The sequence below is a fragment of the Streptomyces filipinensis genome (assembly GCF_014649495.1).
GTDB lineage: Bacteria > Actinomycetota > Actinomycetes > Streptomycetales > Streptomycetaceae > Streptomyces > Streptomyces filipinensis.
Genome location: NZ_BMTD01000007.1, coordinates 223,749 through 247,815 on the forward strand (window position 1 = coordinate 223,749; position 24,067 = coordinate 247,815).

Genomic DNA, 24,067 nt, shown 5'->3' on the forward strand with positions numbered 1-24,067 from the left:
GTTGTCAGTGGTCGCCCTTACGGTTCGGTCAGTGAGGGCCTGCCGGAACGGCCGCGGGTCCGTCCTGGGGAGGGGCCTGCCATGACCACGGCTGCCGCGGTGTCGACGACGTACCTGGAGCTGTCACAGGAGGGCGGCGGCGCCCACAAGTTCTACGAAGTGACCGTCGACGGCAAGGTGGTGACGGTGCGGTACGGAAGGATCGGTGCCGCGGGGCAGATCCAGACGACGACCTTCCCGACCGCCGAGAAGGCCAGGGCGGCGGCCGCGAAGAAGGTGGGGGAGAAGGTCCGCAAGGGCTATGCCCCGGCCGTCCGGGGGCAGCGTGCGCCGCGCGCGGTGACCCGGCGTCAGGTCAGCTCGGCCCCGTCCACCGCCCGTGCGGTGGCGCCCGTCCTGTGGCGGTTGAGCACCGGATCCGCCGCGTTCGGCATCCATGTCGACGACGAGCACTGCTGGGTCGGCAACCAGGCGGGGGACGTCTACACCCTCGGCCACGACGGCTCCGTCCTCGCGCGGTTCAGCCTGCCGGACGGAGTGAAGTGCCTGGTCGCCGACGACTTCTGGATCTACGCAGGCTGCGACGACGGCAAGGTCTACGACCTCTCCTCCAAACTGCCGTTCGCCGCGTACGACATCGCCGCGGACGTCGACATCTTCTGGCTGGACATCCACGAGGGCATCCTGAACGTCTCGGACCGCGCCGGCCGGCTCACCGTCATCGACCACGAGGACGAACACCAGTGGGCCCGCCGCAGCCAGGGCGAACACGCCTGGATGGTCCGCGCCGACGACCGGGCCGTCTACCACGGCCATCTCACGGGCGTCACCGCCTACGCGCCCGACGGCAGCGGCGAGTTGTGGCACACGGCCACCAAGGGCAGCGTGCTCTTCGGCTGGCAGGAGGACGACGCCGTGTACGCGGGCACGGGGCACCGCGTGGTCCAGCGGCTGTCGAAGGCGACGGGCGCGATCGAGGCGACGTACCACTGCGACGGCGCGGTCTACTCGTGTGCCACGTCGCCGGGCGGGCGGTTCGTCTTCGCCGGGGACGCCGCGTCGTCCGTCTACTGCTTCGACCGGGACGGCACGCGTCTGTGGAAGCTCGGCACGGGTGGCGGCTCGGCGCTGTCGATGCAGTACCGCGACGAGCGGTTGTACCTGGTGACCACCGACGGCTCGCTGGTGTGCGTCGACGCGAGCGAGACGGCGATCTCCGCGGCCCAGCAGGGCACGGTGCCGGTGGCACGGGACGTCAAGCTCGCCGCCGCCCTGCCCACCTACGCACCCGCCACCGCCGTGGCCGCGGTGGCCACCGTCGACCGGGCCCCCTCCGGGGCCGTCGTGGTCGAGTGCGTGCAGGAGGGCGGCCGGCTGCGGGTGCACGTGGTGTCCGAGGGCTACGACGCCTCCTGGAACGTCCAGTTCCCGCGCGCCATACGCCAGCCGGGCGCCCGCTACGTCGTGGACGCTCTGCACCCGGCGGCGAGCGGCTTCTACCGCGTCCGCGGAGACATCCGCCGCCTGCTGTGACAGCTCTCGTGACGGCAGGGGTGCAGCCCCCGCCGGCGGTCGGCCCGTCGGGCCGGGGCTTCGTGGCCGTGGGGGCGCGGGCCGCGCCGCGGTCGGTCTGCTGGTGTGCGGTGTCGCGGCCGCAGGCGTGTGGTTCGCGCTACGGTCGCCCTGTCGCCCTGTCGCCCTGTCGCCCTGTCGCCCTGTCGCCCTGTCGCCCTGTCGCCCTGTCGCCCTGTCGCCCTGTCGCCCTGTCGCCCTGTCGCCGCTGGTCTGCGGGTCGCGCTGTCGTCGGTCCGTCAGGCTGCGGCCTGGCCGACGTTGCGCGGGTCGTGCTGCCGCCTGCCCGCCCGCCGGTCTGCGGCTTCGCCGCCGCAGGCGTGCGGTTCCGCTGCAGGCTGCCTCCCGTCCGGCCCCTGCTGGTCCACTGCCCCAGCCACCGTCGGTCCGCCGGCACATGGCCCGCCGCCGCGGGTCGGCGGCTCCGATAGCGTCTCCCCGCCGACCGCCGACCGCCGACCGCCGACCGCCGACCGCCGACCGCCGACCGCCGACCGCCGACCGCCGACCTGCTGTGCCGCCAGCGGCGGTCTGCGGCTCCCGTTGCCGTCGGCCGGTGGCCGGGGGATTCAGGGACGTGGAGCCGCCGCCTCCACCAGTGCCTCCCGTGCCGCGGCGTGTGCCTCGGCGCGGTCCTCCGGTACCAGACCGATGCGGGTGCGGCGGTCCAGGAGGTCCGACTCGTCCAGTGCGCCCTCGTGCCGGACCGCCCACAGCAGTTCCGCGCGGGTCACCGGGTGGCCCGGCAGGACCGGCTCGGCCAGGGCGGGATCCTGCACCGTGAGGGCGTGGACGGCCGCGGCTTCGGTGCCGTAGCGGCGGACCAGGCGGCGGGGTGCCGGCAGGGTGCGCAGCCGTGCCGGTGCGGCGGCGCCGACCAGGGGCAGTGCGGCGGTGGGGGAGGGGCCGGCGGGAAGGCCCCGGGCGGCGGTCGCGGCGTCCACGGCGTCCTGTGCCATCCGCCGGTAGGTGGTGAGCTTGCCGCCGACGATCGTGGTGACCCCGTCGGCGGACGTCAGTACCGCGTGTCGGCGGGAGATGTCGGAGGTGCGGGCGGGCGCGCCGGCGCGGCCGTCGTCCGCGGACGTGTCCAGCAGGGGGCGCAGGCCGGCGAAGGCGCCGACGACCTCCTCCCGGGCCACCGGCACGTCCAGGGCCGATCCGAGCACGTCCAGCAGGAAGCCGATGTCCGTCTCGGGCACGTCGGGGACGTCCGGGATGCCGCCCTCGACCGGCTCGTCGGTGAGGCCGACGTACACCCGCCCGTCGCCCTGTGGGAGGACGAGGACGAAGCGGTTGGTCTCGCCGGGGATCGGGATGTGCAGGCCCGCCGGCAGCGCGCCGAGCCGCTCCGAGCGCAGGACCAGGTGGGTGCCGCGGGACGGCCGGATCCGGATGCCCTCGACGAGGTCACCCGCCCACACCCCGGTCGCGTTGATGACGGCGCGGGCCCTGATCTCGCCCTCCTCGCCGGTGAGTTCGTCGCGGATCCGGGCGCCCGTGCCGGTCAGCTCCAGCACCCTGACCCGCGTCAGCACCCGGGCGCCCTGTGCGGCTGCGGTCCTGGCCAGGGCGGTGACCAGCCGGGCGTCGTCGGTCACCTTGCCGTCCCAGGACAGCAGTCCGCCGCGCAGGCCGGCCGGGCGTACCGAGGGCGCCAGGTGCCGGGCCTCCGTAGCCGACAGCCGGCGCGGCGCGGGCAGCGCCTGGCGGGGGGTCCGGGCGGCCAGCCGCAGCATGTCCCCGGCCCGGAACCCGGCCCAGGCCAGCGAGGCCTGGGCCCTGGAGACCAGCGGGGTCAGCGGGAGGACGAACGGCTGGGCGGCCACCAGGTGCGGGGCGGTCCGGGTCATCAGCACCCCCCGTTCGACCGCGCTCTCGTGCGCGACGTCGAACTGCGCGGAGGCGAGGTAGCGCAGCCCGCCGTGGATCAGCTTCGAGCTCCAGCGGGAGGTGCCGAAGGCCAGGTCGTGGGCGTCCACCGCGACGACGTCCAGCCCCCGTGCCGCCGCGTCCAGTGCGGCTCCGGCGCCCGTGGCGCCGAGCCCGACGACCAGGACGTCGGCGACCCTGCCGTCGGCGGCCTCGGCCAGTTCCCGCCGGCGGCGGTGGGCGCTGAGGGACGAGCCGGTGTGGGACCTGGTGTGACTCATGGCGTGAGGGTCCTCTCCAGGAGGGAGCGCAATTCGCCGAGGAAGGCCGCGGAGTCCAGCTCCGGATCGTCCTCGTCGGTCATCGTGCGCAGGGACAGGGTGAAGGACTGCACGGTCAGCAGCAGGGCGCGGGACTGCCGTTCGACATGGCCGTGACGCACCGACCCGTCCGCGTGGCCCGCGCGCACCGCGTCGGCCAGCAGGGTCAGCAGCGCCTCCTGGCTCGCTCCGCGCCGGTCCAGTACGTACGGCAGCAGCAGTTCCGGATCGACGTCGATGATCTTGCGGAAGAGCGGGTGCGCCCGGAACGCCTCGACGCCCCTCACCAGTCCGTCCACGAGCCGGGTGCGGGTGTCCGTGCCGGCCGTGGGATCGGGGATCGCCCGGGTGGCCACGTCGATCCACTCCCGGGTCATCAGATCGCCGACCAGGGTCCGCAGGTCCGGCCAGCGGCGGTACAGCGTCATCCGGGAGACGCCGGCGCGGCGGGCCACGTCGGCGAGGGTGGTGCGGCGGACTCCGACGGCCAGCACACAGTCGCGCACCGCGTCGAGCACATGATCGTTGTCGGAACCGTTGTGACGAATAGGCGTCATGTGTCACAGTGTAACGCCCCGGGGCCGGGCGGAAGCAGGACACCGTCGTTCCGGGCACGGCCGCCGGGCCGCCGCGCGAACCGAGCACACCGACCTGTGAGGACGACCGTTCAATGGACATGCTGTGGAACGGCTGGGGCGACCCGGCCAAGGCGGCACCGCTGCCCGACTCGGTGACCGCACTGCTGCGCGACCTGCTCGGCGTCAAGCCCCGCACCACCCCCGCCGTCTCGCTGGAGGACATCCGGCTGCCCGGCACCACGGCGGATCCGGCCGCGCTGAAGGCCCTCGCCGAGGCCGTCGGCGGCGACGACCACGTCCGCACCGACAGCGAGAGCCGCGTCCGTCACACCCGCGGCAAGTCCACGCCCGACCTGCTGCGCATCCGCGCCGGGGACTTCTCCGACGTCCCGCAGGCCGTGGTCCTGCCCGCCTCCCACGACGAGGTGCTCGCCGTCCTGCGTGCCTGCGCCGCGCACGGCCTCGCCGTCGTCCCCTTCGGCGGCGGCACCTCGGTCGTCGGCGGACTCGCCCCCCAGCGCACCGCGTTCATCGCGCTGGACCTGCGCCGCATGGACGGCCTGCTCGCCCTGGACCCCGTCTCGCGCACCGCCGTACTCCAGCCCGGCCTGCGCGCCCCCGAGGCCGAGGCGCTGCTCGCCGCACACGGCTTCACCCTCGGTCACTTCCCGCAGTCCTTCGAATGGGCCACCATCGGCGGCTTCGCCGCGGCCCGCTCCAGCGGACAGGCCTCCGCCGGATACGGCCGCTTCGACGAGATGGTCCTCGGCCTGACCCTCGCCACGCCCGAGGGCACGCTCGAGACGGGCCGTGCCCCGCGCTCCGCCGCCGGCCCGGACCTGCGCCAGCTCGTCCTGGGCTCGGAAGGCGCCTTCGGCGTCATCACCTCCGTCACCGTACGGATCCGCCCCGTGCCGCAGGAACGGATCTACGAGGGCTGGCGGTTCTCCTCGTTCGAGGAGGGAGCCGCCGCCCTGCGCCGGCTCGCCCAGGACGGACCCCGGCCCACCGTGCTGCGCCTGTCCGACGAGACCGAGACGCTGATCGGCCTGGCCCAGCCCGACGCCATCGGCGGCGACCTGGCGCAGAGCGCGGCCGGCTGCCTCGCCATCACCGGCTACGAGGGCACGGCCGAGGACACCGCGCTGCGCCGGGAGCAGGCGGCGGCCGTCCTCACCGCCTGCGGCGGCACCCTCGTCGGCGCCGAACCGGGCGAGCGCTGGGCCCACGGCCGCTACTCGGCGCCGTACCTGCGCGACGCCCTCCTCGACGTCGGCGCCTTCGCCGAGACGCTGGAGACCGCCGCCTTCTGGTCCCGCATCCCCGACCTCTACCAGGCCGTACGCGCCGCGCTCACCGACACCCTCGCCGAGGCCGGCACCCCGCCCCTGGTGATGTGCCACATCTCCCACGTGTACGAGAACGGCGCCTCCCTGTACTTCACCGTCGTCAGCGCCCAGGGCGAGGACCCGGTGGCCCACTGGACCCCCGCCAAGCACGCGGCCAACGAGGCCGTACTGGCGGCCGGCGGCACCATCTCGCACCATCACGGGGTCGGCACCGACCACCGCGACTGGTACGTCCGCGAGGCCGGACCGCTCGGCATCGCGGCCCTGCGCGCCGTCAAGGGCAGCCTTGACCCCGAGGGCCTGCTCAACCCCGGCGTCCTGCTCCCCACCGACTGACGCCCCACCGACGTCCGCCCCACCGACGTCCGTCCCACCAGATCCGGCCGACCCACCCGATCCGCCTGCTTCGGAGGCACACCGATGCGACAGTTCACCGCCGTCGTCAACCCCACCGCGGGCGGCTCCACCGGGGCGGCGACACTGCTGCACCTGGCCCGGCTGCTGCGCGAGGCAGGAGCCGAGCTGGAGACGGAGTACAGCCACAGCCTCGCCCACGCCCAGGACCTCGCACGCCGCGCGGGCGAGCGCGGCCGGATCGTGCTGGCCGTCGGCGGCGACGGGATCGCCGGCGGCATCGGCGGCGCGCTGAGCGGCACCGGTACCGTCCTGGGCCTGGTGCCCGCGGGACGCGGCAACGACTTCGCCCGCGCCCTGAAGCTGCCCGCCGACCCCGCCGCACTCGCCGACCTGCTGCTGCACGCCGAGCCCCGGCCCGTCGACACCATCGAGGTGGAGTCGGCCGTCCACCCGCGCACCGTGGTCCTGGGCAGCGTCTACGCAGGCGTGGACGCCGTGGCCAACCGGCACGCCAACCACGCCCGGCTGCTGCGCGGCGCCGCCTCCTACTACGCGGGCGGTCTGCGCGCCGTCACCACCTGGCGCGCGGCCGACTACCGGGTCACCGTCGACGGCGAGGAACACACGCACCGCGGCTACACCGTGGTCGCCGCGAACTCCCCCTACTACGGCTCCGGCCGGCTCATCGCCCCCGACGCGCGCGTCGACGACGGACTGCTGGACGTGGTGATGATCCGCGACGCACCCCGCAGACTGTTCTTCGCCCTCATGAACGAGCTGAAGACAGGCGCCCACATCCACCGCCCGGAGGTGCGCGTCCTGCGCGGCAGGGAACTGCGGATCGAGGCGGACCGGCCCGTCCCCTACGGCGCCGACGGCGAGGTCGACGCCACGCTGCCCGTGACGGTGCGGGTACGGCCCGAAGACCTGCCAATGCTGTACTGACCGCCCGCGCGGGGGAACTGACACCGCGTCGGTGCAGGACGGGCCGGCCCTGGGTAGGGGAGGAGGACCCGGCCGGGCGCGCCGGCGGAGGAAGGGTGGTCGGTGATGAGTCTGGACCCTGCCCAGGGCGCGGTGCAGGCGGTCGTCCTGTACGACGGACGGCTGCTGCTGGTGGCGGACGGCGACCGGTGGACCCTGCCGTCGGGCACTCCGCAACCGGCCGAGCCGGCCGAGGCCACCGCGGCGCGCGTCGTCTACGAACTCACCGGCTATCTCGTCGACGGCACCGAGCCCCTGGCCCCGCACGACCAGGCCCCGGCCGACGAGCCGTCGGTGGTGGTGTGCCAGCTGCTGAGCGAGTCCCCGTCGGACGGGGCCGCGCTCGCGCCGGAGCAGGTGCGCTGGACGCCGATCCCCGAGACAGCCGGCGCGGTGCTCCCGGCGGCCGTACGCGCGTACCTGCGGGGTCACACGCCCACGTGAGCCGTGCCGGGCCCGCGGTCAGCGTTCCGCCGCCGGATCCGGCACGCGTGCCAGGAACCGCTCCCGGTCGACGATGGCGCGGTCGATCTCGCCCGTCGCGACCAGCTGCCCCGAGGCGTCGACGGCCCGGACCGCGAACGTGAGCCGCCCGCCGGCTCCGGAGCCGGCGGTCTCGGCGCTCACCTCCACCCGGCCCCCGACGGGCGTGGCCCGCAGATGCCGGACCCGCACCTGTGTTCCGACGCTGGTCCGGCCCGGCTCGACGAGGGGCGCGGCGGCCTCGACGGTGGCCGCCTCCATCCACGCGATCAGCCGCGGAGTGGCGAGCACGGGCACGTCGCCGCTGCCCATGGCCGCCGCGGTGTCGGCATCGGTCACCTCGTGGCGCATGCCACCACGCTAGCGTCGGCAGACCCGGCACGCCGTACCGCACGCCCAGTCGTGCCGGCCCCCGCGCACGTCATGTCTTCCGTTTGCGGCGCCGCGTCCAGCGCGTTTCAGTGATTACGGTCCCCCGCAACAAAGCCCCCGGACCCTCCGGAACAACGACCCCGCGGAGTGCTGGCCCCCGCGCCCAGGAGCTGCCATGTCGATGTCCTTCGGTGCACCGTTCGGTTCGTCGGACCCCTTCAGTGAACTCTTCAACCGCTTCTTCGGGATGTCTCCGGCGTCGTCGCCTCCCGCGGTCCAGCGGGTGCCCATAGGCCGGCTGCTGACGGAGTCGTCGCAGGAACTGCTGAACCTGGCCGCACAGCGGGCCGTCGAGGACGGAACGTCCGACCTGGACACCGAACACCTGCTGTGGGCGACCACGAAGGTCGAGCCGTCCCGCAGGCTGCTCTCCCAGGTGGGCATCGATCCCGACGCACTGGCCGACGAGCTCGGCAAGATCCTCCCCCGGGAGTCCGGCGAACCCTCCTCGCAGCCGGGCCTCACCCCCGCGGCCAAGCGCACGCTGGGTGCCGCCTTCGCCCAGTCGCAGGCGGCCGGAGTGTCCTACATCGGCCCCGAGCACATCCTGGGCGCGCTGCTGGGCGACACCGACACGGGAGCGGCCAAGCTGCTGCGCGCCGAGGGCATGGACACGAGGAAACTGGCGGATCTGACCGAACAGGCCGCCCGTGGCGACGGACTTCCCACGGAACGGAAGAAGACACCGGCGACGACGTTGGACGAGTACGGCAGGGACCTGACGGAGGAGGCCAGGGCGGGGAGACTGGATCCGGTGGTGGGGCGGGGGGAGGAGATCGAGCAGACGGTCGAGATCCTCTCGCGGCGGTCGAAGAACAACCCCGTGCTGATCGGTGAGCCGGGAGTGGGCAAGACCGCGATCGTGGAGGGACTCGCGCAGCGGATCGTGGCGGGTGAGGTGCCCGACAGCCTGAAGGACAAGAGGGTCGTCGCGCTCGATCTGTCGGGCATGGTGGCGGGGGCGCAGTACCGGGGTCAGTTCGAGGAGCGGCTGAAGAAGGTCATCGAGGACGTCCAGGCTTCCAAGGGGCGGATCATCCTGTTCATCGACGAGTTGCACACCGTCGTCGGCGCCGGCGCGACGGGGGAGGGCTCGATGGACGCGGGCAACATGCTCAAGCCCGCGCTCGCGCGCGGCGAACTCCACGTCGTCGGGGCCACGACGATCGACGAGTACCGCAAGTACGTCGAGAAGGACGCGGCGTTGGAGCGCCGGTTCCAGCCGGTGATGGTGTCGGAGCCGACCGTGGAGGAGACCGTGCAGATCCTGGAAGGGCTGCGGGACTCCTACGAGGCGCACCACCAGGTCCGGTTCGACGACGCTGCCCTGGTCGCGGCCGCGGAGCTGTCCGACCGCTATGTCACCGACCGGTTCCTCCCCGACAAGGCCATCGACGTGATGGACCAGGCCGGTGCGCGGGTACGGCTGCGCGGCGCGGGGCGGTCCACGGAGGTCGTCAGCCGCGAGGACCGTATCGCGAGCCTGCGCCGTGAACTCGAACAGGCCGTCGCCGTCGAGGACTTCGAGAAGGCCTCCGAGGTGAAGCGGGAGATCGCCGAGGTCGAGGGCGAACTCGCCGGCATCGAGGAACGCCGCGAGGGAGTCGTCTCCGTCACGGCCGCGGACATCGCCGACGTCGTCTCGCGCCGCACGGGGATCCCGGTGTCACAGCTGACGGCGAGCGAGAGGGAGAAGCTGCTCCGGCTGGAGGAGGATATGCACGCCCGGATCGTCGGCCAGGACGAGGCGGTCACGGCCGTGTCCCAGGCGGTGCGCCGCAACCGCGCCGGTATGGGCGATCCGAACCGGCCGGTGGGCTCCTTCCTCTTCCTCGGCCCCACGGGTGTGGGCAAGACCGAACTCGCCAAGACCCTCGCGGCACTGCTGTTCGGTGACGAGGACCGGATGATCCGCTTCGACATGAGCGAGTTCCAGGAGAAGCACACGGTCGCCAGGCTCGTCGGCGCCCCTCCCGGATACGTGGGGTACGAGGAGGCGGGCCAGCTGACCGAGAAGGTACGCCGCCAGCCCTACAGCGTGGTGCTGTTCGACGAGGTGGAAAAGGCGCACCCGGACGTCTTCAACACGCTGTTGCAGATCCTGGACGACGGCCGGCTGACCGACGCCCAGGGCCGCACCGTCGACTTCCGGCACTGCGTCGTCATCATGACGTCCAACATCGGCGCGCACCGGATCCTGGACCACAAGGGTGATGTGTCGGAGCTGAAGGACGAGTTGATGGAGGATCTGCGCGGGAGGTTCCTGCCGGAGTTCCTCAACCGGATCGACGACATCATCATCTTCCACGGGCTGACCGAGGACGACCTCGGCGAGATCGTGGAGCACCTGCTGGACCAGAGCAAGCGCCGCGTCCACGCCCAGGGGATGACGCTGGAGGTCACCGAGGCGGCGAAGAAACTGCTCATCGCGCACGGTCACCAGCCGGAGTTCGGCGCCCGGCCGCTGCGCCGTACGATCCAGGCGGAACTCGACAACCGCATCGCCACCCTCCTGCTCAGCGGCGAGGCCGGACCCGGCGACACCATCGTCGCCGACGTACAGCACGACTCACTGCACTGCACGGTGCGCAAGGGTGGCGACTACGCGGACTGAACGTCCCCGATCGACACGACCTCCGCGCTCGACGGGCCGTCCGGCGTGTCGAAGTGCACCGAGTCCCCGGCATGACGCCCGAGCAGGGCACGGCCGAGCGGGCTGTCCGAGGTGACCAGGTTCTGGTCGAAGGCCTCGGCGGCCTCGCCGATCTGGAGTGTCTCCTGCACGCCGTCCGGGAAGCGGACGGTGACCGTGCTGCCCACGCCGACCACGTCCGTCGAGGGCGGCCCGGCGGCCTCCGCCTGGCGCAGCCGCTCGGTGATGTCCCGGATACGGCGGTCCAGCCGGTCGAGCTGATCGGCGCGCCGCAACTGGTCGGCCTGGTCGGCCTGATCGCCCACATCGGTGGCGTCCTGCAGGGTTCCGGCGACGAGCCGGCGCTCGTCGCGCAGATCGGCCAGCTCCTGCTCCAGCGCGTGCCGGGCCGCGGCGCTGATCGGCTTCGGGTCACCGGCCATTCCGGCTCCTCCGGTCCAGAGGGGGATCGTGGGGAATTCTTACATGTCGGACATTTTCCGCATCGTATCAACGCGGTCCGGCAGGTGTGCGGTCCCGAACCGCGCGGCGAGGACGGAGGAGTGTCCGGGGCTGCGGTGGAGGGGTGGCACATCCGGATATACCGTGATTACGGTGACATCCGGATATATCCGGATGTCCGCATCGTTTTCCTCGCCCCCAGGAGGTTCCCATGTCCTCTAAGCGACGCCGCAAGAAGAAGTCGCGCCGCGGCCATGCCGCCAACCACGGGAAGCGGCCCCAGTGCTGACGAGCCGGACGGCTCACCTCACGCCTGGGGCTCCCTGGCCGCCGACGTGAGGGACATGTCCGCATAGCGGTCACCCGCCACCTGTCCGGCGATCGGCTCCAGCACGGCCAGCTCGTCGGCGCTCAGCGTGATCCGGGTGGCCCCGGCGTTCTCCAGCAGGCGGCCGCGCTTGCGGGTTCCGGGGATCGGCACGACGGTCAGACCGTGCACCTCGGACCGCTGCTGCACCCAGGCCAGCGCGATCTGCGCGGTGGTCGCCCCGTGATCGGCGGCGATCCTGTGCAGGGGAGCGAGGAGCGCGGCGTTCGCCCTGGCGTTGTCGCCGGTGTAGCGCGGCAGCAGCTTGCGGAAGTCGCTGCCGGACAGCTCCTTGTCCGCGTCGGAGAAGGAGCCGGTCAGGAAGCCCCGGCCGAGCGGCGAGTACGGTACGAAGGCGACACCGAGCTCGGCCGCCACGCCCACGACACTGTGCTCCACGTCCCTGCTGAACAGCGACCACTCCGTCTGCACGGCGGCGATGGGGTGCACGCCGTGTGCCTCACGCAGTTCGGCACCGGTCACCTCGCTCAGGCCGAGGTGCTTGACCTTGCCCTCCCGCACCAGCTCGGCCATGGCACCGACCGATTCGGCGAGCGGGATCCCGGGGTCGCGGCGGTGCATGTAGTAGAGGTCGATGACCTCGACGCCCAGGCGGCGCAGGCTCGCCTCGACGGCCTGCCTGATGTAACCGGGGTCGTTGCGGATGGCCCGGTAGCCCGGGTCGTCCGCACGGTATTCGATGCCGAACTTGGTGGCCAGCGTGATCTCGTCGCGGTGTGCGGCCACGAACGGCGCGAGGAACTCCTCGTTGGCGCCGACGCCGTACATGTCGGCGGTGTCGATGAGGGTGACGCCCGCCGCGACGGTCGCCTCCAGCGTCTCGCGGGCGGCGGCGTCGTCGGTCTGCCCGTAGGCGGCGCTGATGCCCATGGCCCCGAAGCCCTGGACGCCGACCAGCGGGCCGCCGGTGCCCAGTTCGACCTTGCGGATCTGTTCGACGGTGTTGCCCATGACGGCGCTCAGGCCCCTTCCGACGCCCGGTGGGCGTCCGCGTAAAAGTCGATCTTGGTGTCCAGCAGGGTGAGGGTGTCGTGCAACTCGGCGATCCGTGCGAGGACATCGCGCCGGGTCCGCTCCAGCATCCGCTGCCGTTCCCCGTAGGACGCGGGCCCCTGGCGGACCAGCTCGGCGTAGCGCACCATGTGCGCCACCGGCATCCCGGTCAGCCGCAGCTTGGTCACGCAGGCGAGCCACTCCAGGTCCCGGTTGTCGAACCGGCGTTGGCCCGCGTGCGACCGCTCCACCTGCGGCATCAGACCGATCTGTTCGTACCAGCGCAGTGTGTGCGGGCGGAGCCCCGTCAACGCCGCGACCTCGCTGATCGTGTAGCGGTCCTGGCCGTCGGGCCGAGGCCGCACCGGTTCCGTGGACGCGCAGGTGTCCACGGGCGAGGACGTCACGGGCGTGCTGTCGATCACCGTCATGCGACCCACGCTAGATCGTTCAAGTGCGCTTCAAGCAAGTGTCCCCGGTGATCATGCTCCTGTTGCAACGGCGCCGTCGCCGCCTTCCGCGCCCTCGCGGTGGACGGCACGCAGGGCATCCCGGCAGCGGTGGGCAGGGGGGCCGTCTCGCCCGGAGCCGGCCTGGGCCTGTTCCCTCCGCGGCGCCGCGAGCCGCGGCCCGGGAGGGCCTGAGCCCCGGCGGCCGCAGGGCCCGCACGCCGCGGCTCAGGGATGGATCTTCTGCCGCGCGGCCAGCATGGCGACGAACTTCTCGATGCGCGCCGCCCGGGTCTGTGGCTTCTTGGCGTCCTGGACGCGGTAGAGGATCGCGAACCGGTTGCGGCTGTCGAGCACGGCGAAGAAGTCCCGCGCCTCCGGAACGGCCTCCAGGGCCGCCCGGAGGTCGTCGGGGACCGTGGCCGCGCCCTGGTTCTCGTACGCCGCCTCCCAGCGGCCGTCCGCCTTGGCCTTCTCCACCTCAAGCAGGCCGGCCGGTCGCATCCGGCCCTGCTCCGTGAGTTCGGTCGCCTTCTGCCGGTTCACCCTCGACCACTTGCCGCCCCGCCGGCGCGGGGTGAAGCGCTGCAGCCAGTGCCGCTCGTCCAGCTTCTTCTTCTGCCCGTCGATCCAGCCGAAGCACAGGGCCGACTCCAGTGCCCCCGCGTAGTCGACCCCGGCGATCCCGGAGTCCTTCTTCGGGATCTTCAGCCAGACGCCCCGCACGCCGGCGTGATGCTCCTCCAGCCACTCCTCCCACGCCTCCTGCGAGGCGAAGGCGAGGACCGGATCGGCCGCCTCGTGTGCTCCACCCGTCTGCGCCGGACCCGACATGTGTCACATCCAAACCCACCCCGGGGACACGGTCAATCGGGCGGCACACCTGATTCCCGCGGACATCCCCGGGCTTGAGGCCGCGCGGCCGGGTTACCCGAACGCCATGGCGAAACTGCATCTTCCCGGGCGCCACCACGAGGACGACGTGGCCGCGGCGCCGCACGTACCGGCGCCGGAGGAGGCCGGGCCCGGCCGGCAGGTCGAGCAGGCCGCCCCCGACACCCCGGCGAAGCTGCCCAGGCGGGCCTGGGCAGCCGTGTTCAAGGGCTCCCTGCGCGAGTTCCGCGACGACGAGCTGACCGACCGGGCCGCCGCCCTGACCTACTACGGCGTCCTCGCCCTGTTCCCGGCGCTGCTGGTACTGGTGTCGCTGCTGGCCGTCGCCGGCAGGTCGGCCACCGACAAGGTGCTGGCCGACCTCAGGCATCTGGCGCCCGGCTCCGCCCGGGACATCATCACGAGGGCCGTGGAGCAACTGCAGAACAACGCCGGCACCGGCTCCGTCATGGCCGTCGTCGGCCTCGTACTGGCGGTGTGGTCGGCCTCCGGCTACGTGGCCGCCTTCATCCGCGCCGCCAACGCCGTCTACGACATGCCCGAGGGCCGCCCGGTGTGGAAGATCCTGCCGGTGCGGGTCGGCGTCACACTGGTGCTGATGGTCCTCGCCGTGGCCAGCGCGCTGATCGTCGTCTTCACCGGCGGTCTGGCCCGCCGCGCCGGTCAGGCGCTGGGGGCCGGCGACATGGCACTGACGGTGTGGTCGATCGCGAAGTGGCCGGTGTTGGTCGTGCTCGTCACGATGATGATCGCGATCCTCTACTGGGCGACACCGAACGCCAGGGTCAAGGGCTTCCGGTGGATCACCCCGGGCAGCGTCCTGGCGCTGGCGATCTGGATGATCGCCTCCGCCGGGTTCGCCTTCTACGTCGGGAACTTCGCCTCCTACAACAAGACCTACGGCACCATGGCCGGCGTCATCGTCTTCCTGGTCTGGCTGTGGATCAGCAACCTGGCGATCCTGCTGGGCCTGGAGTTCGACGCGGAGACCGTGCGGCAGCGGGCCGTCGCCGGCGGCCATCCGCCCGAGGCCGAGCCCTACACCCAGCCCCGGGACACCAGCAAGTGGGACGAGGAGGACGTACGCCGGCTGAACGAGACATGACCCCGGAGGCGGGCGGGGCGCACCACGCCGCAGCACGGTGCGCCCCGCCCCCGCTCATGCCGCGTACCCGCCGTCCACGGAGAACTCCGCGCCCGTCACGTACACCGTCCGCGGTCCCGCCAGGTAGGCCACGGTCGACGCCACCTCCTCGGCCGTGCCGAACCGGCCGAGGGCGGTCATGGCGGCCTGGCCGGAGGCGAAGGGCCCGTCCGCGGGGTTCATGTCGGTGTCGGTCGGGCCCGGGTGCACCACGTTCGCCGTGATCCCCCGCCCGCCCAGCTCGCGGGCCAGCGCCTTGGTGAGACCCACGACCGCCGACTTGCTCATCGCGTACAGCGAGGCGCCGGGGCCCGGCACGCGCTGGGTGATGCAACTGCCGACGGTGATGATCCGTCCGCCGGGTGCCATCAGCGCGGCGGCGGCCTGGGCGGCCAGGAACACCCCGCGCACGTTCACGGCGATCACGCGGTCCACGTCGGCGAGCGACATGCTCTCCAGCGGCTGCATCAGTCCGACGGCCGCGTTGTTCACGAGGACGTCCAGCCCGCCGAGTGCCTCGGCCGCCCGGCCGACCGCCTCCGGCGCCTCCGCCGCGTCCGCGGCGTCGGCACGCAGGGCCACCGCCCGTCGCCCCAGCGCCCGGATCTCCCGCACCAGGTCCTCCGCCGCCTCCTTGCCCTGCACAAAGGTCACGGCCACGTCCGCGCCCTCCTGCGCCAGTCGCCGTGCCGTCGCCGCACCGATGCCCCGGCTGCCGCCGGTGACCAGTGCCTTCCTGCCGTTCAGGGTTGCCCGTGAAGTCATGCCTCCATCCCACCGGCGGGGCGGGGGCAACGCTGGCGGCGAACGGACCTCGACCTGGCGAGGGGGAGTACGGGCCCGCGGGCCCCGGTTCGGCGGCGCTGTCGGCTCCGCCCAGCCGCCCAGCCGCCCGGCCGCCCAGCCGCCCAGCCGCCCGGCCGTCACCGCGGTGACGGGCGTGGACCGGGCGTTGTCAGTGCCGGGCCGTAGGGTGCGAAGCACGGTCCGTCTCCGGAGGCGATGGGGGCAGTGATGCGCAGGCCGGTCGAGGGAGAAGTCCATGTCCACTACGGCCAGCTCTACGTCGAGAGCGATCCGGACAGCTACGGCCCGGACCTCGCCGACGCGTTCGCAGGCCAGTCCTGCGGGCTGTGCGGCGCGGCGATCCCCGGAGCCCTGTGGCTGACGACCGGACTGCACACGGGCGACGTCGGCTTCACCGTCGAAGTGCACGAGGAGGCCCCGCCGTTGGACGCCGGCTGGGAGGACGTCGTGGAGGTGTCCTTCCGCCCCGTCTCGGGCGACACCGCGCTCGTGCTGTGCGCCCTTCGGCGTGCCGCCCGCGGGCGACGAGGTGTCCGTGCCGGTTCCCGTGGCCGATCCGACCGCACTGATCGTGGGGCCCGCGGCCGACTGGACACCGGCGCCGGAGCCGCCCGGGTCGCCGACGGAGGAGCCCGCCGAAGCGGCGCGGTACACCCTGCTGGCCACCCTTGGCGAGCCGTCCCCGCATCTGCGCCTCTCCCAGCCGCACATGGCCGTACCCGCGCTGCTCGGCGCCGCCGGCCCCGACCCGCTGCGGGCGGCCCTCGACGCGGTGTACGCGGGCATCACCGCGTACGGCGACAACTACCCTGCCCTGCTGCGGGAGATCTGGACGGTGTGCGACGCCACCCGCGCCTAGCAGGCGCGCCGAGCCTCCCCCGGACCGGGCTCACGTGGGTGCAGCGCCGAGCGGAGGGTGCGGACGGCCAGGCCGATCGCGGCCTCGGCCGCCTGGGTCTCCCGCAGGGCGTTGAGCATCACGAAGTCGTGGACGATGCCCTGGAGACGCACGGCGGTGACCGGGACGCCGGCCTCGCGGCTTGTTGGCGTAGGCCTCGCCCTCGTCGCGCAGGACGTCGGCCTCGCCGGTGACGAACAGCGCCGGGGGCAGTCCGGCCAGCTGCTCGGTGGTGGCGCGCAGCGGGGAGGCGGTGGTCTGGGCGCGCTCGGACTCGTCGGTCGTGTACGCCGAGTGCTCGGGCGCCACTGGACGCCACCGTGCGGCCGCCGGTGCGGGGAAGGGCCCATGGCATACCGCCGTTGTAGCCACCCTGCATGGTTTCGCCCCGTTCCGCACGTGGTGCGCGCGGTGGCGACGCACGGGTACGGGGAGTGCCACGCCGCCCTCACGATGCGGGGACCACCGCCCACCTACCGAGATCGCCTGCGAGACGCTCGCCGAGCGCACGGGCAGGGCTGGGCGGCCGAGGCGGTCCGCCCTGCCCGGCGCGGCTGCCGAGACCGGCCGGACATGCCTGTGGGCGACGGCGCGGAGCCGGAACACACCGTCGCTCCGGGTCCCGGAGCAGCTCGGCTTCGAGCGCGACCGCGTCGGCGCGGACCACCGCGGCGCGTCGCGGTGTGGCTCACCCGCGCGCTGCCATGAGCGAACGGTGCCGCGACCTGCGGTCACCCCCGTGGGGGCGCGGAGCGGGCGCGCCGGTGGGCCGCGACACGCTCGCGGGTCGCGCAGCGCCGGGAGCAGTAGCGGCGTTCGGGGCCGGGCCCTTGGGTGATGAAGACGTTCCGGCAGGCGGCCGATGCGCAGAGCCTGCCGGGCGGGAGCTGGCGGTCCCAGAGGAGAACGGTCAGGGCCAGGCACGACGAGGCGAGGAACCACTCGTCCCAGGGGGCGTCGTCGTCGCGGTCGAGGTGGGGATGCCAGGGCGTGCCGCCGCCGTGTGAGGTCAGGCGGAGCGGTCCGGTGTGTCCGCCCAGCAGACGGTTGAGGGTGACGGCAGCCTCGTCGGCGTGCTCCGCGGCGAAGACCTCCCGCAGCCGGTCGGCGACCTCCCGCATCCGTGCGACGTCACGGGCCGTGAGGTCGACGGGGCCCTTCTCGCCGTACGCGCGCAGCACCTCCGCGAGGCGGTCGGAGCCGGGACGGTCCTCGGCGAGGGCGTTGACGAGGGCGGCGGTGCGGCGCGCCATGGTCAGGACGGAGTGCCGGGTGGACCAGTCGCCGTCGGCATCGTGGGAGGACACCCGCGCAATGTAACGCATATTGCGCAGTTTTGAGTTACCTCCATAACGTCACCCCCGTGCCAAGGCGTTACTCGATGGCTTTCTACTTCGCGGGAGCGGTGGTGGCCCGCACCGGCGACGAGATGGCGGGACCGGCGCTGATGCTGGCGGGATACGCCGTCGCCGGGTCCGCCTCCACGGCGGCGGCGCTGCTCGCGGGCATCACAGCCGCGGCGGCCGCCGGGGGGCCGGTGCTCGGCGCGGTGCTCGACCGGCAGCAGCGGCCGGGACGGCTGCTGGCCGCGGCGCTCGCACTGTACGCGGCCGGCCTGGTGGCCATCCTCGTGGGGCTCGGCCGGCTTCCGCTCATGGTCACCGTCGTGATCGCCGTACTGACCGGTTCGCTGGGGCCGGCGCTGTCGGGCGGCTGGACGGGCCAGCTGCCGCGCGTGGCCGCGGACGGCCGGCTGCCACGGGCGAACGCGCTCGACGCCATGACCTTCGGCATGGCGAGCCTGGCCGGACCGAGTCTGGCCGGGGGCCTGGCCGAGACGCTGGGGGCGTCGACGGCCGTCGTGGTGGCGGCGGCGCTCATCGGCTCCGCGGCGCCTGCCGCGTGGAGGCTGCCGGGGCGTCCCGTGCCGTTGCGGGAAGCGGAGCGGGGTCCGCTGATCGGCGACCTGGCCGCCGGACTACGGGTCGTCGTCGGCAGGCGCCGGCTGGCGCGGGCGACCCTGGTCTCGGTCGTGTGCTGCGCGACGCAGGGCATGCTGACGGCCTGTGTCCCGCTGCTGGGCGCCCATGTCCTCGGCGGCGCGGGGCGCGGCGCGCTGCTGCTGTCCTGTACGGCCGTCTCGGCCCTGGCGGCCAACGCCGTACTGGCACGTTCTGCCCGGTCGGTGACCCCCGACTCGATCATCCGGGCCGGTGCCCTGATCCAGGCCGCCGCGCTCGCCCTGGCGGCGACGGACCGTCCCGCCGGACTCGTCCTGGCCCTGCTGCTCATCGGAATCGGCGAAGGACCACAGCTCACCGCCCTGTTCGCGATACGCCACCGGGAGGCTCCGGACCGTCTGCGCGGCCAGATCTTCACCACCGGTGCCAGTCTGAAGATCACCGGTTTCGCGGCGGGCGCCGCACTCGCCGGTCCGCTCGCGACCTGGTCCCTCCCCGGCGCCCTCGCAACGGCATCGGGCGTGACGGCCGCGGCGGCGCTGGCCTTCCACGCCGTACCGCTGGACGCCCCCGGAGCGCCGTCACCGGCCTCCTGCTCGGCCGGCCCGGAACGGTGCCGTTCGTCGAAGGGAGCGAAGAACGCATCGCCACGACCGGGGACGGACGCGGCCGAGCAGGCCCGGAACGCCGGCAACCCGCCGTGGCCCGGACAGATGACGGATGATACGTGTAAACCATAACGATCTCGGCCCAGCTCTTGTATCCTCACCGATCCGTCCTAGCCTCCGGCCATGGCATTTCTTTCAAGTCGCCGCAGAAGGGCCCGCCTCGCTCCGGAGCTGGACGACCAGGAGCTGGGCAAGCTGCTGAAGTCTCTCGTGGCGACCACCAGGACCGGCACCTTCGGCACCACCGAGCTGTGTGTGGCGCAGATGTCCCGGCTCCTGGAGCAGGACCCCGGCGACTGGGACCGCCGGACGCACCGCATGGACGTCCTGGCGGGATACCTCGCCGGATCCCAGCTGCCGCGCTCCTGGGTCACCCGTGAGCCCCGCAGCGCGAACGCACTCGTCCTGCACGCCTGGACCCAGGTGGCGCGGGCCCGTACCGAGGGGCGCCTGGAAGACCCGGCCGGCACCGTCGAGACATGTCTGCGGGCTGCAGAGCTCGCCCCGGACGACCCGGCTCCCTGGGTGGCCCTCCTCGCGGTGGCCCGTCTGGAGCGCCGGGAGCAGTCCCAGGTCTTCGGGGTGTGGAACGAGGTGCTCGCACGCGACCGCTGGAACCGCGAGGCCTATCTGAGCATGCTGGCCTACCTCAGCCCGGAGGAGGCGGGCTCGCGCATCCAGGTCCTGGAGTTCGTGGACACCCTGGGTGCCCGCATGCCGGCCAACGCACCGTGCGTCGCGACCGAACTCACCGCCCAGGTCCTGCAGTACCACGCCATCCTCCACCGCGGCGGGTTCGAGGCACTGGTGGCGCGCAACCACTGGTCCCAGGCGATGGCCGCACAGGCCCTCGACCGCGTGGCGCACACATGGGCCCAGCCCGGTTTCCTCCGTCACGCCAAGGCGGTCGCCGACCTCAACCTCCTCGCCTACGCGCTGATGGCCGCGGACCGGCGCGCCGAGGCGCGGCCCGTCTTCGAGGTGATCGGCGGCATCGTCACCCCCTGGCCCTGGCAGACCGGCGGCGATCCGGTGGCGGAGTTCGACCAGACGCGACAGAAGGTGAGCCCCGGCATGTGAGCCGTGGCGGCGGCTTGAACTGACACCGCGTCAGCCCTTTCCCGGTTCCAGGCGGCGACGCCCGCTCGACGACGAGCGGCGCGGCGCGCCGGACCGGCCCCGTCCCAGGGTTCGGCGACACCCTTCGGCGCCGGGCGAGACCGTTCCCGAGCGGGCTGGGGCTCGGGCAGCCCCCGCGGCGCTCAGGCGCGGTCAGGCACGGTCAGGACGGGGAGACGGGGCCACGGTTCACTCGGCGGCTTCGGGCTGGGGCTCCTCCGCGCTCGCCGCGGCCGGCTCCGAGCCGGCGGGAAGGGTGTAGAAGACGGACGAGCCCTGCTTGGTGCGCTGGGCGTTGTTGCGGGCCACGAGGTTCTCCAGCGTGGTGCGGATGACCTTGGTCTGGATCGCCCGGTCGGGATGTGCCTTCTCAAGCGCCTCGGCGACCTCCGCCGCGGAGCGGGGCTCCTGCTGGTCCGCGAGATGGCGGCGGACGAGCTCGACGAGCGTGGGCTGCGCCGTCGGGGCCGCCGCCTTCTTCGCCGTGGGCTTCGCGGCCACGGGCTTCTTGGCGGACCGCTTCCTGGGCTCGGACTGCTCCGTGGCCGCCTTCTTCGGCGTCCGGCGTGTGCCGGCGGTGGCCGTGGTCTTCGTCCGCGGGCCGGGCACCACGGCACTGTCGGTGGTGGCGGGTGCGCCCACCGAGGTCACGCCGAGCGCCTGCTGCATGCTCGTCAAAACGGTGTGATCATGCTGCAGGGCGGTCAACTGCTCCTGCAGCGCCACGATTTCTGCGGTGATGCGTTCCTGTTCCTTGACGTTGTGCTCCAGGTCGTTGGTGACCTGGCTGACGTACTGCGAGGTCAACTCGGTGACGGGTGTGGTGGGCTCAGGCATCTGTCGCTCCGATCGTGAGTGTGGTGCGCTCCTTTGCCTCAGGTTGCGGCAAGCGGGGAGCGGGAGTTGTGCTGCGGCTTCCCGCAGAGCGGGGTTTCCTGTGGGGGTGTCCCGACACTGGGATGATACGGGTGGCCCGACCTGTTTCGACTGAGTGAATCCTGTGCGTTGTGCCGGCATACGCCATTCCCCCCTTGAGGATGCCGAAGGCCGGCGAGTCCGGCCAGGGCGGATGCACGAGGCGGCGGATTCCCCGATGACGCACACCATCGGGTGACACGGTGGCGGTGAACTCCCCTGACGTGTCCGGCCTGCCGTGTGTTCGCGGACGGTACACCCGTGGTGTGTCCGCCCGGGGGCGCGGCAGCGGACGTGCCCGGGCGGGCCGGGCGGGTGCGTCAGGGCCGAAACCGCCTCCGATCGGTGACCACCGGGCCATCACGCCCTTCTCCCGGGGCCGTTGGGGCGCGGTCCGCAGACGCCACGGAGCCGCCCGATGCGCCGCCCCCGGCGCGTCAGCATCTCGATCATGGCGGATGGGGAGATACGTCCCGCGAAGGCCGCGGACGTCGAGCCGGTGGCCGAGCTGCGGGCCGTGGTGATGAGAGCGGACCTGGAGCGTCTCGGCCGGTACGACGAGCGCCGGGTACGGCAGCGACTGCGGGACGGGTTCGCACCGGACCACACCCAGGTGATCGAGGCGGGCGGTGTCCTGGCCGGATGTGTGGGGCTGCGGCCGGCGCCGGACGGTCACTGGCTGGAGCACTTCTACCTCGACCCGAACCTGCAGGGCAGGGGCATCGGATCAGCCGTGCTGCGGATGGTGGCGGAGCGGTGCGACCGGGAGGACAGCCGGATCCGGTTGAACGTGCTCCAGGGGAGCCGGGCCCGCCGGCTGTACGAGCGCCACGGCTTCACGGTGGAGAGCGAGGACCCGGTGGACGTGTTCATGGTCCGTGAACCGGCCCCCGCGCCCACCGACGCCCCGTGACGAGGGCACCCGCTGCCGGGATCCGACCTCAGACCCCTCTTCGCACCGCGGGACACGACACCGCCGTGAACGCCCCGGTGGTGGCCCGGAGTTGCGGCAGTCGACGCGTGTCCCATCGCCGCCGCGCCACGGCCGGACACTCGGAGCGGCCGGAGCAGATCAGTCCCTGCCGCCGCCCCGGACCCGCGGGCCGACCGCCGGCTCAGGAAGAGGCGCGGGACAGGTCCTGGAGGACCTCCACGGCCTGCCTGGCCTGTTCGTAGGGCACGAAGAGGTGGTCGTGGTGGAAGCCGGCGACCACGTTGCAGCTCAGGCCCGCGTCGGCCAGCGCCCGGGAGACGGCCGCGGTCAGACCGACCGCTGCCAGCGCGGAGTGCACCCGCAAGGTGATCCATCCGGCCACGTAGTCGTACGCCATTCCCGCCGCGTCCGCCTCCGCCTGAGGCACGACGAGGGTCAGGCCCTCCTGCTCGGCGACCATCACCACGGGACTGACGCCGGACGGCACCCCTCCCTCGGCCATCGTGAAGACAAAGCGGCCCGGATTCAGCTCCGGACGCATGCCGCTGAGCAGTGTCTGCAGATCGGTCTCGCCGGGCACCGGCCCAGCCTACGCGGCGACCGGCCGCGCGCCGGGCAGGCGAGCCGTGACGGTCCTCCACGTGGCCCGGCGGCACACGGTCGGCCGCCCGGCCGCGTCATGTGTGTGCGGGTGTGCCGGCTGCCGTGCCGTCGCTGACGTGCAGGACCGCGTCCACCGCGCCCAGTGTCGCCTGGTCGAGCGGGAAGTAGCCCTGCCTCGGGTGTGTGTCCGTACGGGTGCGCGCGGCCGGGTCCGCGGTTGCCGGTTGTTCCAGGCGCCAGGTGCTGGTGCGGCTCTGCAGGCGGCCCTCATGGGTGTCCGGGGCGGGTTCCCGAAGCCCCAGAACCTCGCTGCGGCCCAGGCTGCCGACGACGCACACGTACCGTTCGCCCAGCAGAGAGGCCACGATGGCGCCGGCACCGGACCACTGGGCGGCGAGGTCACCCAGGCTCCAGACACTGGAGTTTCGCTGCAGGTGGAGGTTGTGCGCGAAGACCAGGGTCGGGCCCCGCCGCTCCTCGATGGCCCGGATGTCCAGGAGGTTCTGGGCCATGAGCGCGTCCCGGGTGGCGGCCAGGCCGGCTATCCGCGGACTCGGTTCCAGGGGCTGCGCCGACTGCTTGTGGTAGCGCAGCAGGTCGAGGCCGGCGGTGAGGTGTGTCCTGGCCCTCAACCACGCGGCGCGGGAGGTCGCCGCGATCAGTTCGGGGGCGCGGCCGTAGAGCGAGACGAGCATGTCGTCGGCGATCGACCGCAGTCGCTCGGCCTCGGCGGTGGCACCGGGCGACATGGTGTGGTCCAGGACCGCCTCGGGTCGGCTCCACCGTGTGTCGTCGCCGGTGAGTTCCGCCAGGTCGAGGTCGAGTCCCAGGTAGTCGCGGGCGTGTTCCAGACAGGCCCGTGGGCTGGGTGCGGTCGTGGTCTCCAGCGGCGCGTCGAAGCCGTGGAAGGCCAGACGTTCTGCCGGCGGCCGGTTCCGGTTGTGCTCCCGCATCCAGCTGACGAGCCGCCGGTTGGCGTCCTGGTCGCCGAAGCCGTGGGAGAAGCCGTCGCGCATGAGGGCGTCGAGGCTCCCCGTTCCCTCCTGGACGTAGTCGTTCACGGCGAGGGCCGCCACGCGATCGGTCTCCAGGGCGATCGACCGGAAGCCGTGGTCGGCCAGCCGGGCGAACAGCTCGTTGCGGACCCGTCCGAAGGCCGGTTCCTGGTGTGTGGGCTCCCCGAGCGCCAAGAGGTCGCATGACGGGGTCACGAAGTCGCGGATGTCCTGACTCATGGATCTCAATCGTATCTT

23 protein-coding genes and 1 pseudogene are annotated in these 24,067 nt (G+C 72.9%); 11 read left to right on the forward strand and 13 right to left on the reverse strand.

Annotated elements, in window-relative coordinates; all coding sequences use genetic code 11:
• Positions 1-81 precede the first annotated feature (81 nt).
• A complete protein-coding gene (locus IE244_RS18220; protein WP_191874572.1) occupies positions 82-1,533 on the forward strand; it encodes a WGR domain-containing protein in 1,452 nt (483 codons plus the stop codon).
• 608 nt (positions 1,534-2,141) lie between these two features.
• On the opposite strand, the gene IE244_RS18225 is transcribed toward IE244_RS18220, so the two are convergent.
• Together IE244_RS18225 and IE244_RS18230 are read right to left on the reverse strand one after the other, a co-directional pair.
• Positions 2,142-3,725, reverse strand: a complete 1,584-nt coding sequence (locus tag IE244_RS18225; RefSeq protein ID WP_191874573.1) for a glycerol-3-phosphate dehydrogenase/oxidase — start codon at positions 3,723-3,725, stop codon at positions 2,142-2,144.
• On the reverse strand, positions 3,722-4,321 hold the full coding sequence (locus IE244_RS18230; protein ID WP_191874574.1) for a TetR/AcrR family transcriptional regulator: 600 nt from the start codon (positions 4,319-4,321) through the stop codon (positions 3,722-3,724). Before IE244_RS18230 ends, IE244_RS18225 begins: the two co-directional genes overlap by 4 nt.
• A 113-nt stretch (positions 4,322-4,434) precedes the next feature.
• Here IE244_RS18230 and IE244_RS18235 point away from each other — a divergent pair, with 113 nt between their 5' ends.
• The 3 genes from IE244_RS18235 (at position 4,435) to IE244_RS18245 (ending at position 7,476) form a co-directional block, all read left to right on the forward strand.
• Positions 4,435-6,027, forward strand: coding sequence for an FAD-binding oxidoreductase (locus IE244_RS18235; protein WP_191874575.1), 1,593 nt, complete (start codon positions 4,435-4,437; stop codon positions 6,025-6,027).
• A gap of 84 nt (positions 6,028-6,111) precedes the next feature.
• On the forward strand, positions 6,112-6,993 hold the full coding sequence (locus tag IE244_RS18240) for a YegS/Rv2252/BmrU family lipid kinase (RefSeq protein ID WP_191874576.1): 882 nt from the start codon (positions 6,112-6,114) through the stop codon (positions 6,991-6,993).
• 105 nt (positions 6,994-7,098) lie between these two features.
• Entirely contained in the window at positions 7,099-7,476 is a 378-nt protein-coding gene (locus tag IE244_RS18245; protein WP_191874577.1) for an NUDIX domain-containing protein, read from the forward strand.
• An 18-nt stretch (positions 7,477-7,494) separates the two neighbouring features.
• On the opposite strand, the gene IE244_RS18250 is transcribed toward IE244_RS18245, so the two are convergent.
• Positions 7,495-7,866, reverse strand: coding sequence for a thioesterase family protein (locus IE244_RS18250; RefSeq protein WP_191874578.1), 372 nt, complete (start codon positions 7,864-7,866; stop codon positions 7,495-7,497).
• A gap of 196 nt (positions 7,867-8,062) precedes the next feature.
• Here IE244_RS18250 and IE244_RS18255 point away from each other — a divergent pair, with 196 nt between their 5' ends.
• A complete protein-coding gene (locus tag IE244_RS18255; protein WP_191874579.1) occupies positions 8,063-10,561 on the forward strand; it encodes an ATP-dependent Clp protease ATP-binding subunit in 2,499 nt (832 codons plus the stop codon).
• On the opposite strand, the gene IE244_RS18260 is transcribed toward IE244_RS18255, so the two are convergent.
• The gene (locus IE244_RS18260) at positions 10,549-11,022 is read right to left on the reverse strand and encodes a GreA/GreB family elongation factor (RefSeq protein ID WP_191874580.1); all 474 of its coding nucleotides are present in this window, start codon (positions 11,020-11,022) and stop codon (positions 10,549-10,551) included. The genes IE244_RS18255 and IE244_RS18260 overlap by 13 nt on opposite strands.
• A 230-nt stretch (positions 11,023-11,252) precedes the next feature.
• Between IE244_RS18260 and IE244_RS43170 the strand changes: the two genes are divergently transcribed.
• Positions 11,253-11,330, forward strand: a complete 78-nt coding sequence (locus IE244_RS43170; RefSeq protein ID WP_373305753.1) for a 50S ribosomal protein bL37 — start codon at positions 11,253-11,255, stop codon at positions 11,328-11,330.
• An 18-nt stretch (positions 11,331-11,348) separates the two neighbouring features.
• Here the strand turns inward: IE244_RS43170 and IE244_RS18265 are convergent, their stop codons facing one another.
• The 3 genes from IE244_RS18265 to IE244_RS18275 form a co-directional block, all read right to left on the reverse strand.
• A complete protein-coding gene (locus IE244_RS18265; protein ID WP_191874581.1) occupies positions 11,349-12,380 on the reverse strand; it encodes an aldo/keto reductase in 1,032 nt (343 codons plus the stop codon).
• A gap of 8 nt (positions 12,381-12,388) precedes the next feature.
• Complete coding sequence (locus tag IE244_RS18270) at positions 12,389-12,853, reverse strand: MerR family transcriptional regulator (RefSeq protein WP_191874582.1); 465 nt, start codon at positions 12,851-12,853, stop codon at positions 12,389-12,391.
• Positions 12,854-13,099: 246 nt separating this feature from the next.
• On the reverse strand, positions 13,100-13,705 hold the full coding sequence (locus IE244_RS18275; protein WP_191874583.1) for a YdeI/OmpD-associated family protein: 606 nt from the start codon (positions 13,703-13,705) through the stop codon (positions 13,100-13,102).
• Positions 13,706-13,811: 106 nt separating this feature from the next.
• On the opposite strand from IE244_RS18275, the gene IE244_RS18280 reads away from it, so the two are divergent.
• The gene (locus IE244_RS18280; RefSeq protein WP_191874584.1) at positions 13,812-14,870 is read left to right on the forward strand and encodes a YihY/virulence factor BrkB family protein; all 1,059 of its coding nucleotides are present in this window, start codon (positions 13,812-13,814) and stop codon (positions 14,868-14,870) included.
• A gap of 54 nt (positions 14,871-14,924) precedes the next feature.
• On the opposite strand, the gene IE244_RS18285 is transcribed toward IE244_RS18280, so the two are convergent.
• Positions 14,925-15,674: an SDR family oxidoreductase gene (locus tag IE244_RS18285; protein ID WP_191874585.1), complete on the reverse strand. Its 750-nt coding sequence runs from the start codon at positions 15,672-15,674 to the stop codon at positions 14,925-14,927.
• Between the two features lie 577 nt (positions 15,675-16,251).
• On the opposite strand from IE244_RS18285, the gene IE244_RS42045 reads away from it, so the two are divergent.
• The gene (locus IE244_RS42045) at positions 16,252-16,575 is read left to right on the forward strand and encodes a hypothetical protein (protein ID WP_229854185.1); all 324 of its coding nucleotides are present in this window, start codon (positions 16,252-16,254) and stop codon (positions 16,573-16,575) included.
• On the opposite strand, the pseudogene IE244_RS18295 reads toward IE244_RS42045, so the two are convergent.
• Both IE244_RS18295 and IE244_RS18300 read right to left on the reverse strand, forming a co-directional pair.
• Positions 16,572-16,902, reverse strand: a pseudogene (locus tag IE244_RS18295) (alpha/beta hydrolase); the annotation flags it as partial. The gene IE244_RS42045 and the pseudogene IE244_RS18295 overlap by 4 nt on opposite strands.
• A gap of 443 nt (positions 16,903-17,345) precedes the next feature.
• Entirely contained in the window at positions 17,346-17,939 is a 594-nt protein-coding gene (locus IE244_RS18300) for a CGNR zinc finger domain-containing protein (RefSeq protein ID WP_191874586.1), read from the reverse strand.
• Positions 17,940-17,995: 56 nt separating this feature from the next.
• Here IE244_RS18300 and IE244_RS18305 point away from each other — a divergent pair, with 56 nt between their 5' ends.
• Positions 17,996-19,315 carry an MFS transporter gene (locus IE244_RS18305; RefSeq protein WP_229854186.1) on the forward strand — a complete coding sequence of 440 codons (1,320 nt, stop codon included), beginning with the start codon at positions 17,996-17,998 and terminating at the stop codon, positions 19,313-19,315.
• Between the two features lie 51 nt (positions 19,316-19,366).
• Positions 19,367-20,323, forward strand: a complete 957-nt coding sequence (locus tag IE244_RS18310; protein ID WP_191874587.1) for a hypothetical protein — start codon at positions 19,367-19,369, stop codon at positions 20,321-20,323.
• Between the two features lie 228 nt (positions 20,324-20,551).
• On the opposite strand, the gene IE244_RS18315 is transcribed toward IE244_RS18310, so the two are convergent.
• The gene (locus tag IE244_RS18315) at positions 20,552-21,199 is read right to left on the reverse strand and encodes a hypothetical protein (RefSeq protein WP_191874588.1); all 648 of its coding nucleotides are present in this window, start codon (positions 21,197-21,199) and stop codon (positions 20,552-20,554) included.
• A gap of 529 nt (positions 21,200-21,728) precedes the next feature.
• Here IE244_RS18315 and IE244_RS18320 point away from each other — a divergent pair.
• Positions 21,729-22,190 (forward strand): GNAT family N-acetyltransferase, encoded by a 462-nt coding sequence (locus tag IE244_RS18320; RefSeq protein WP_191874589.1) that lies wholly within the window; start codon positions 21,729-21,731, stop codon positions 22,188-22,190.
• Positions 22,191-22,392: 202 nt separating this feature from the next.
• Here the strand turns inward: IE244_RS18320 and IE244_RS18325 are convergent, their stop codons facing one another.
• Both IE244_RS18325 and IE244_RS18330 read right to left on the reverse strand, forming a co-directional pair.
• Positions 22,393-22,791 (reverse strand): ACT domain-containing protein, encoded by a 399-nt coding sequence (locus IE244_RS18325; RefSeq protein WP_191874590.1) that lies wholly within the window; start codon positions 22,789-22,791, stop codon positions 22,393-22,395.
• A 97-nt stretch (positions 22,792-22,888) separates the two neighbouring features.
• On the reverse strand, positions 22,889-24,049 hold the full coding sequence (locus tag IE244_RS18330; protein WP_191874591.1) for an erythromycin esterase family protein: 1,161 nt from the start codon (positions 24,047-24,049) through the stop codon (positions 22,889-22,891).
• Positions 24,050-24,067: the final 18 nt, after the last annotated feature.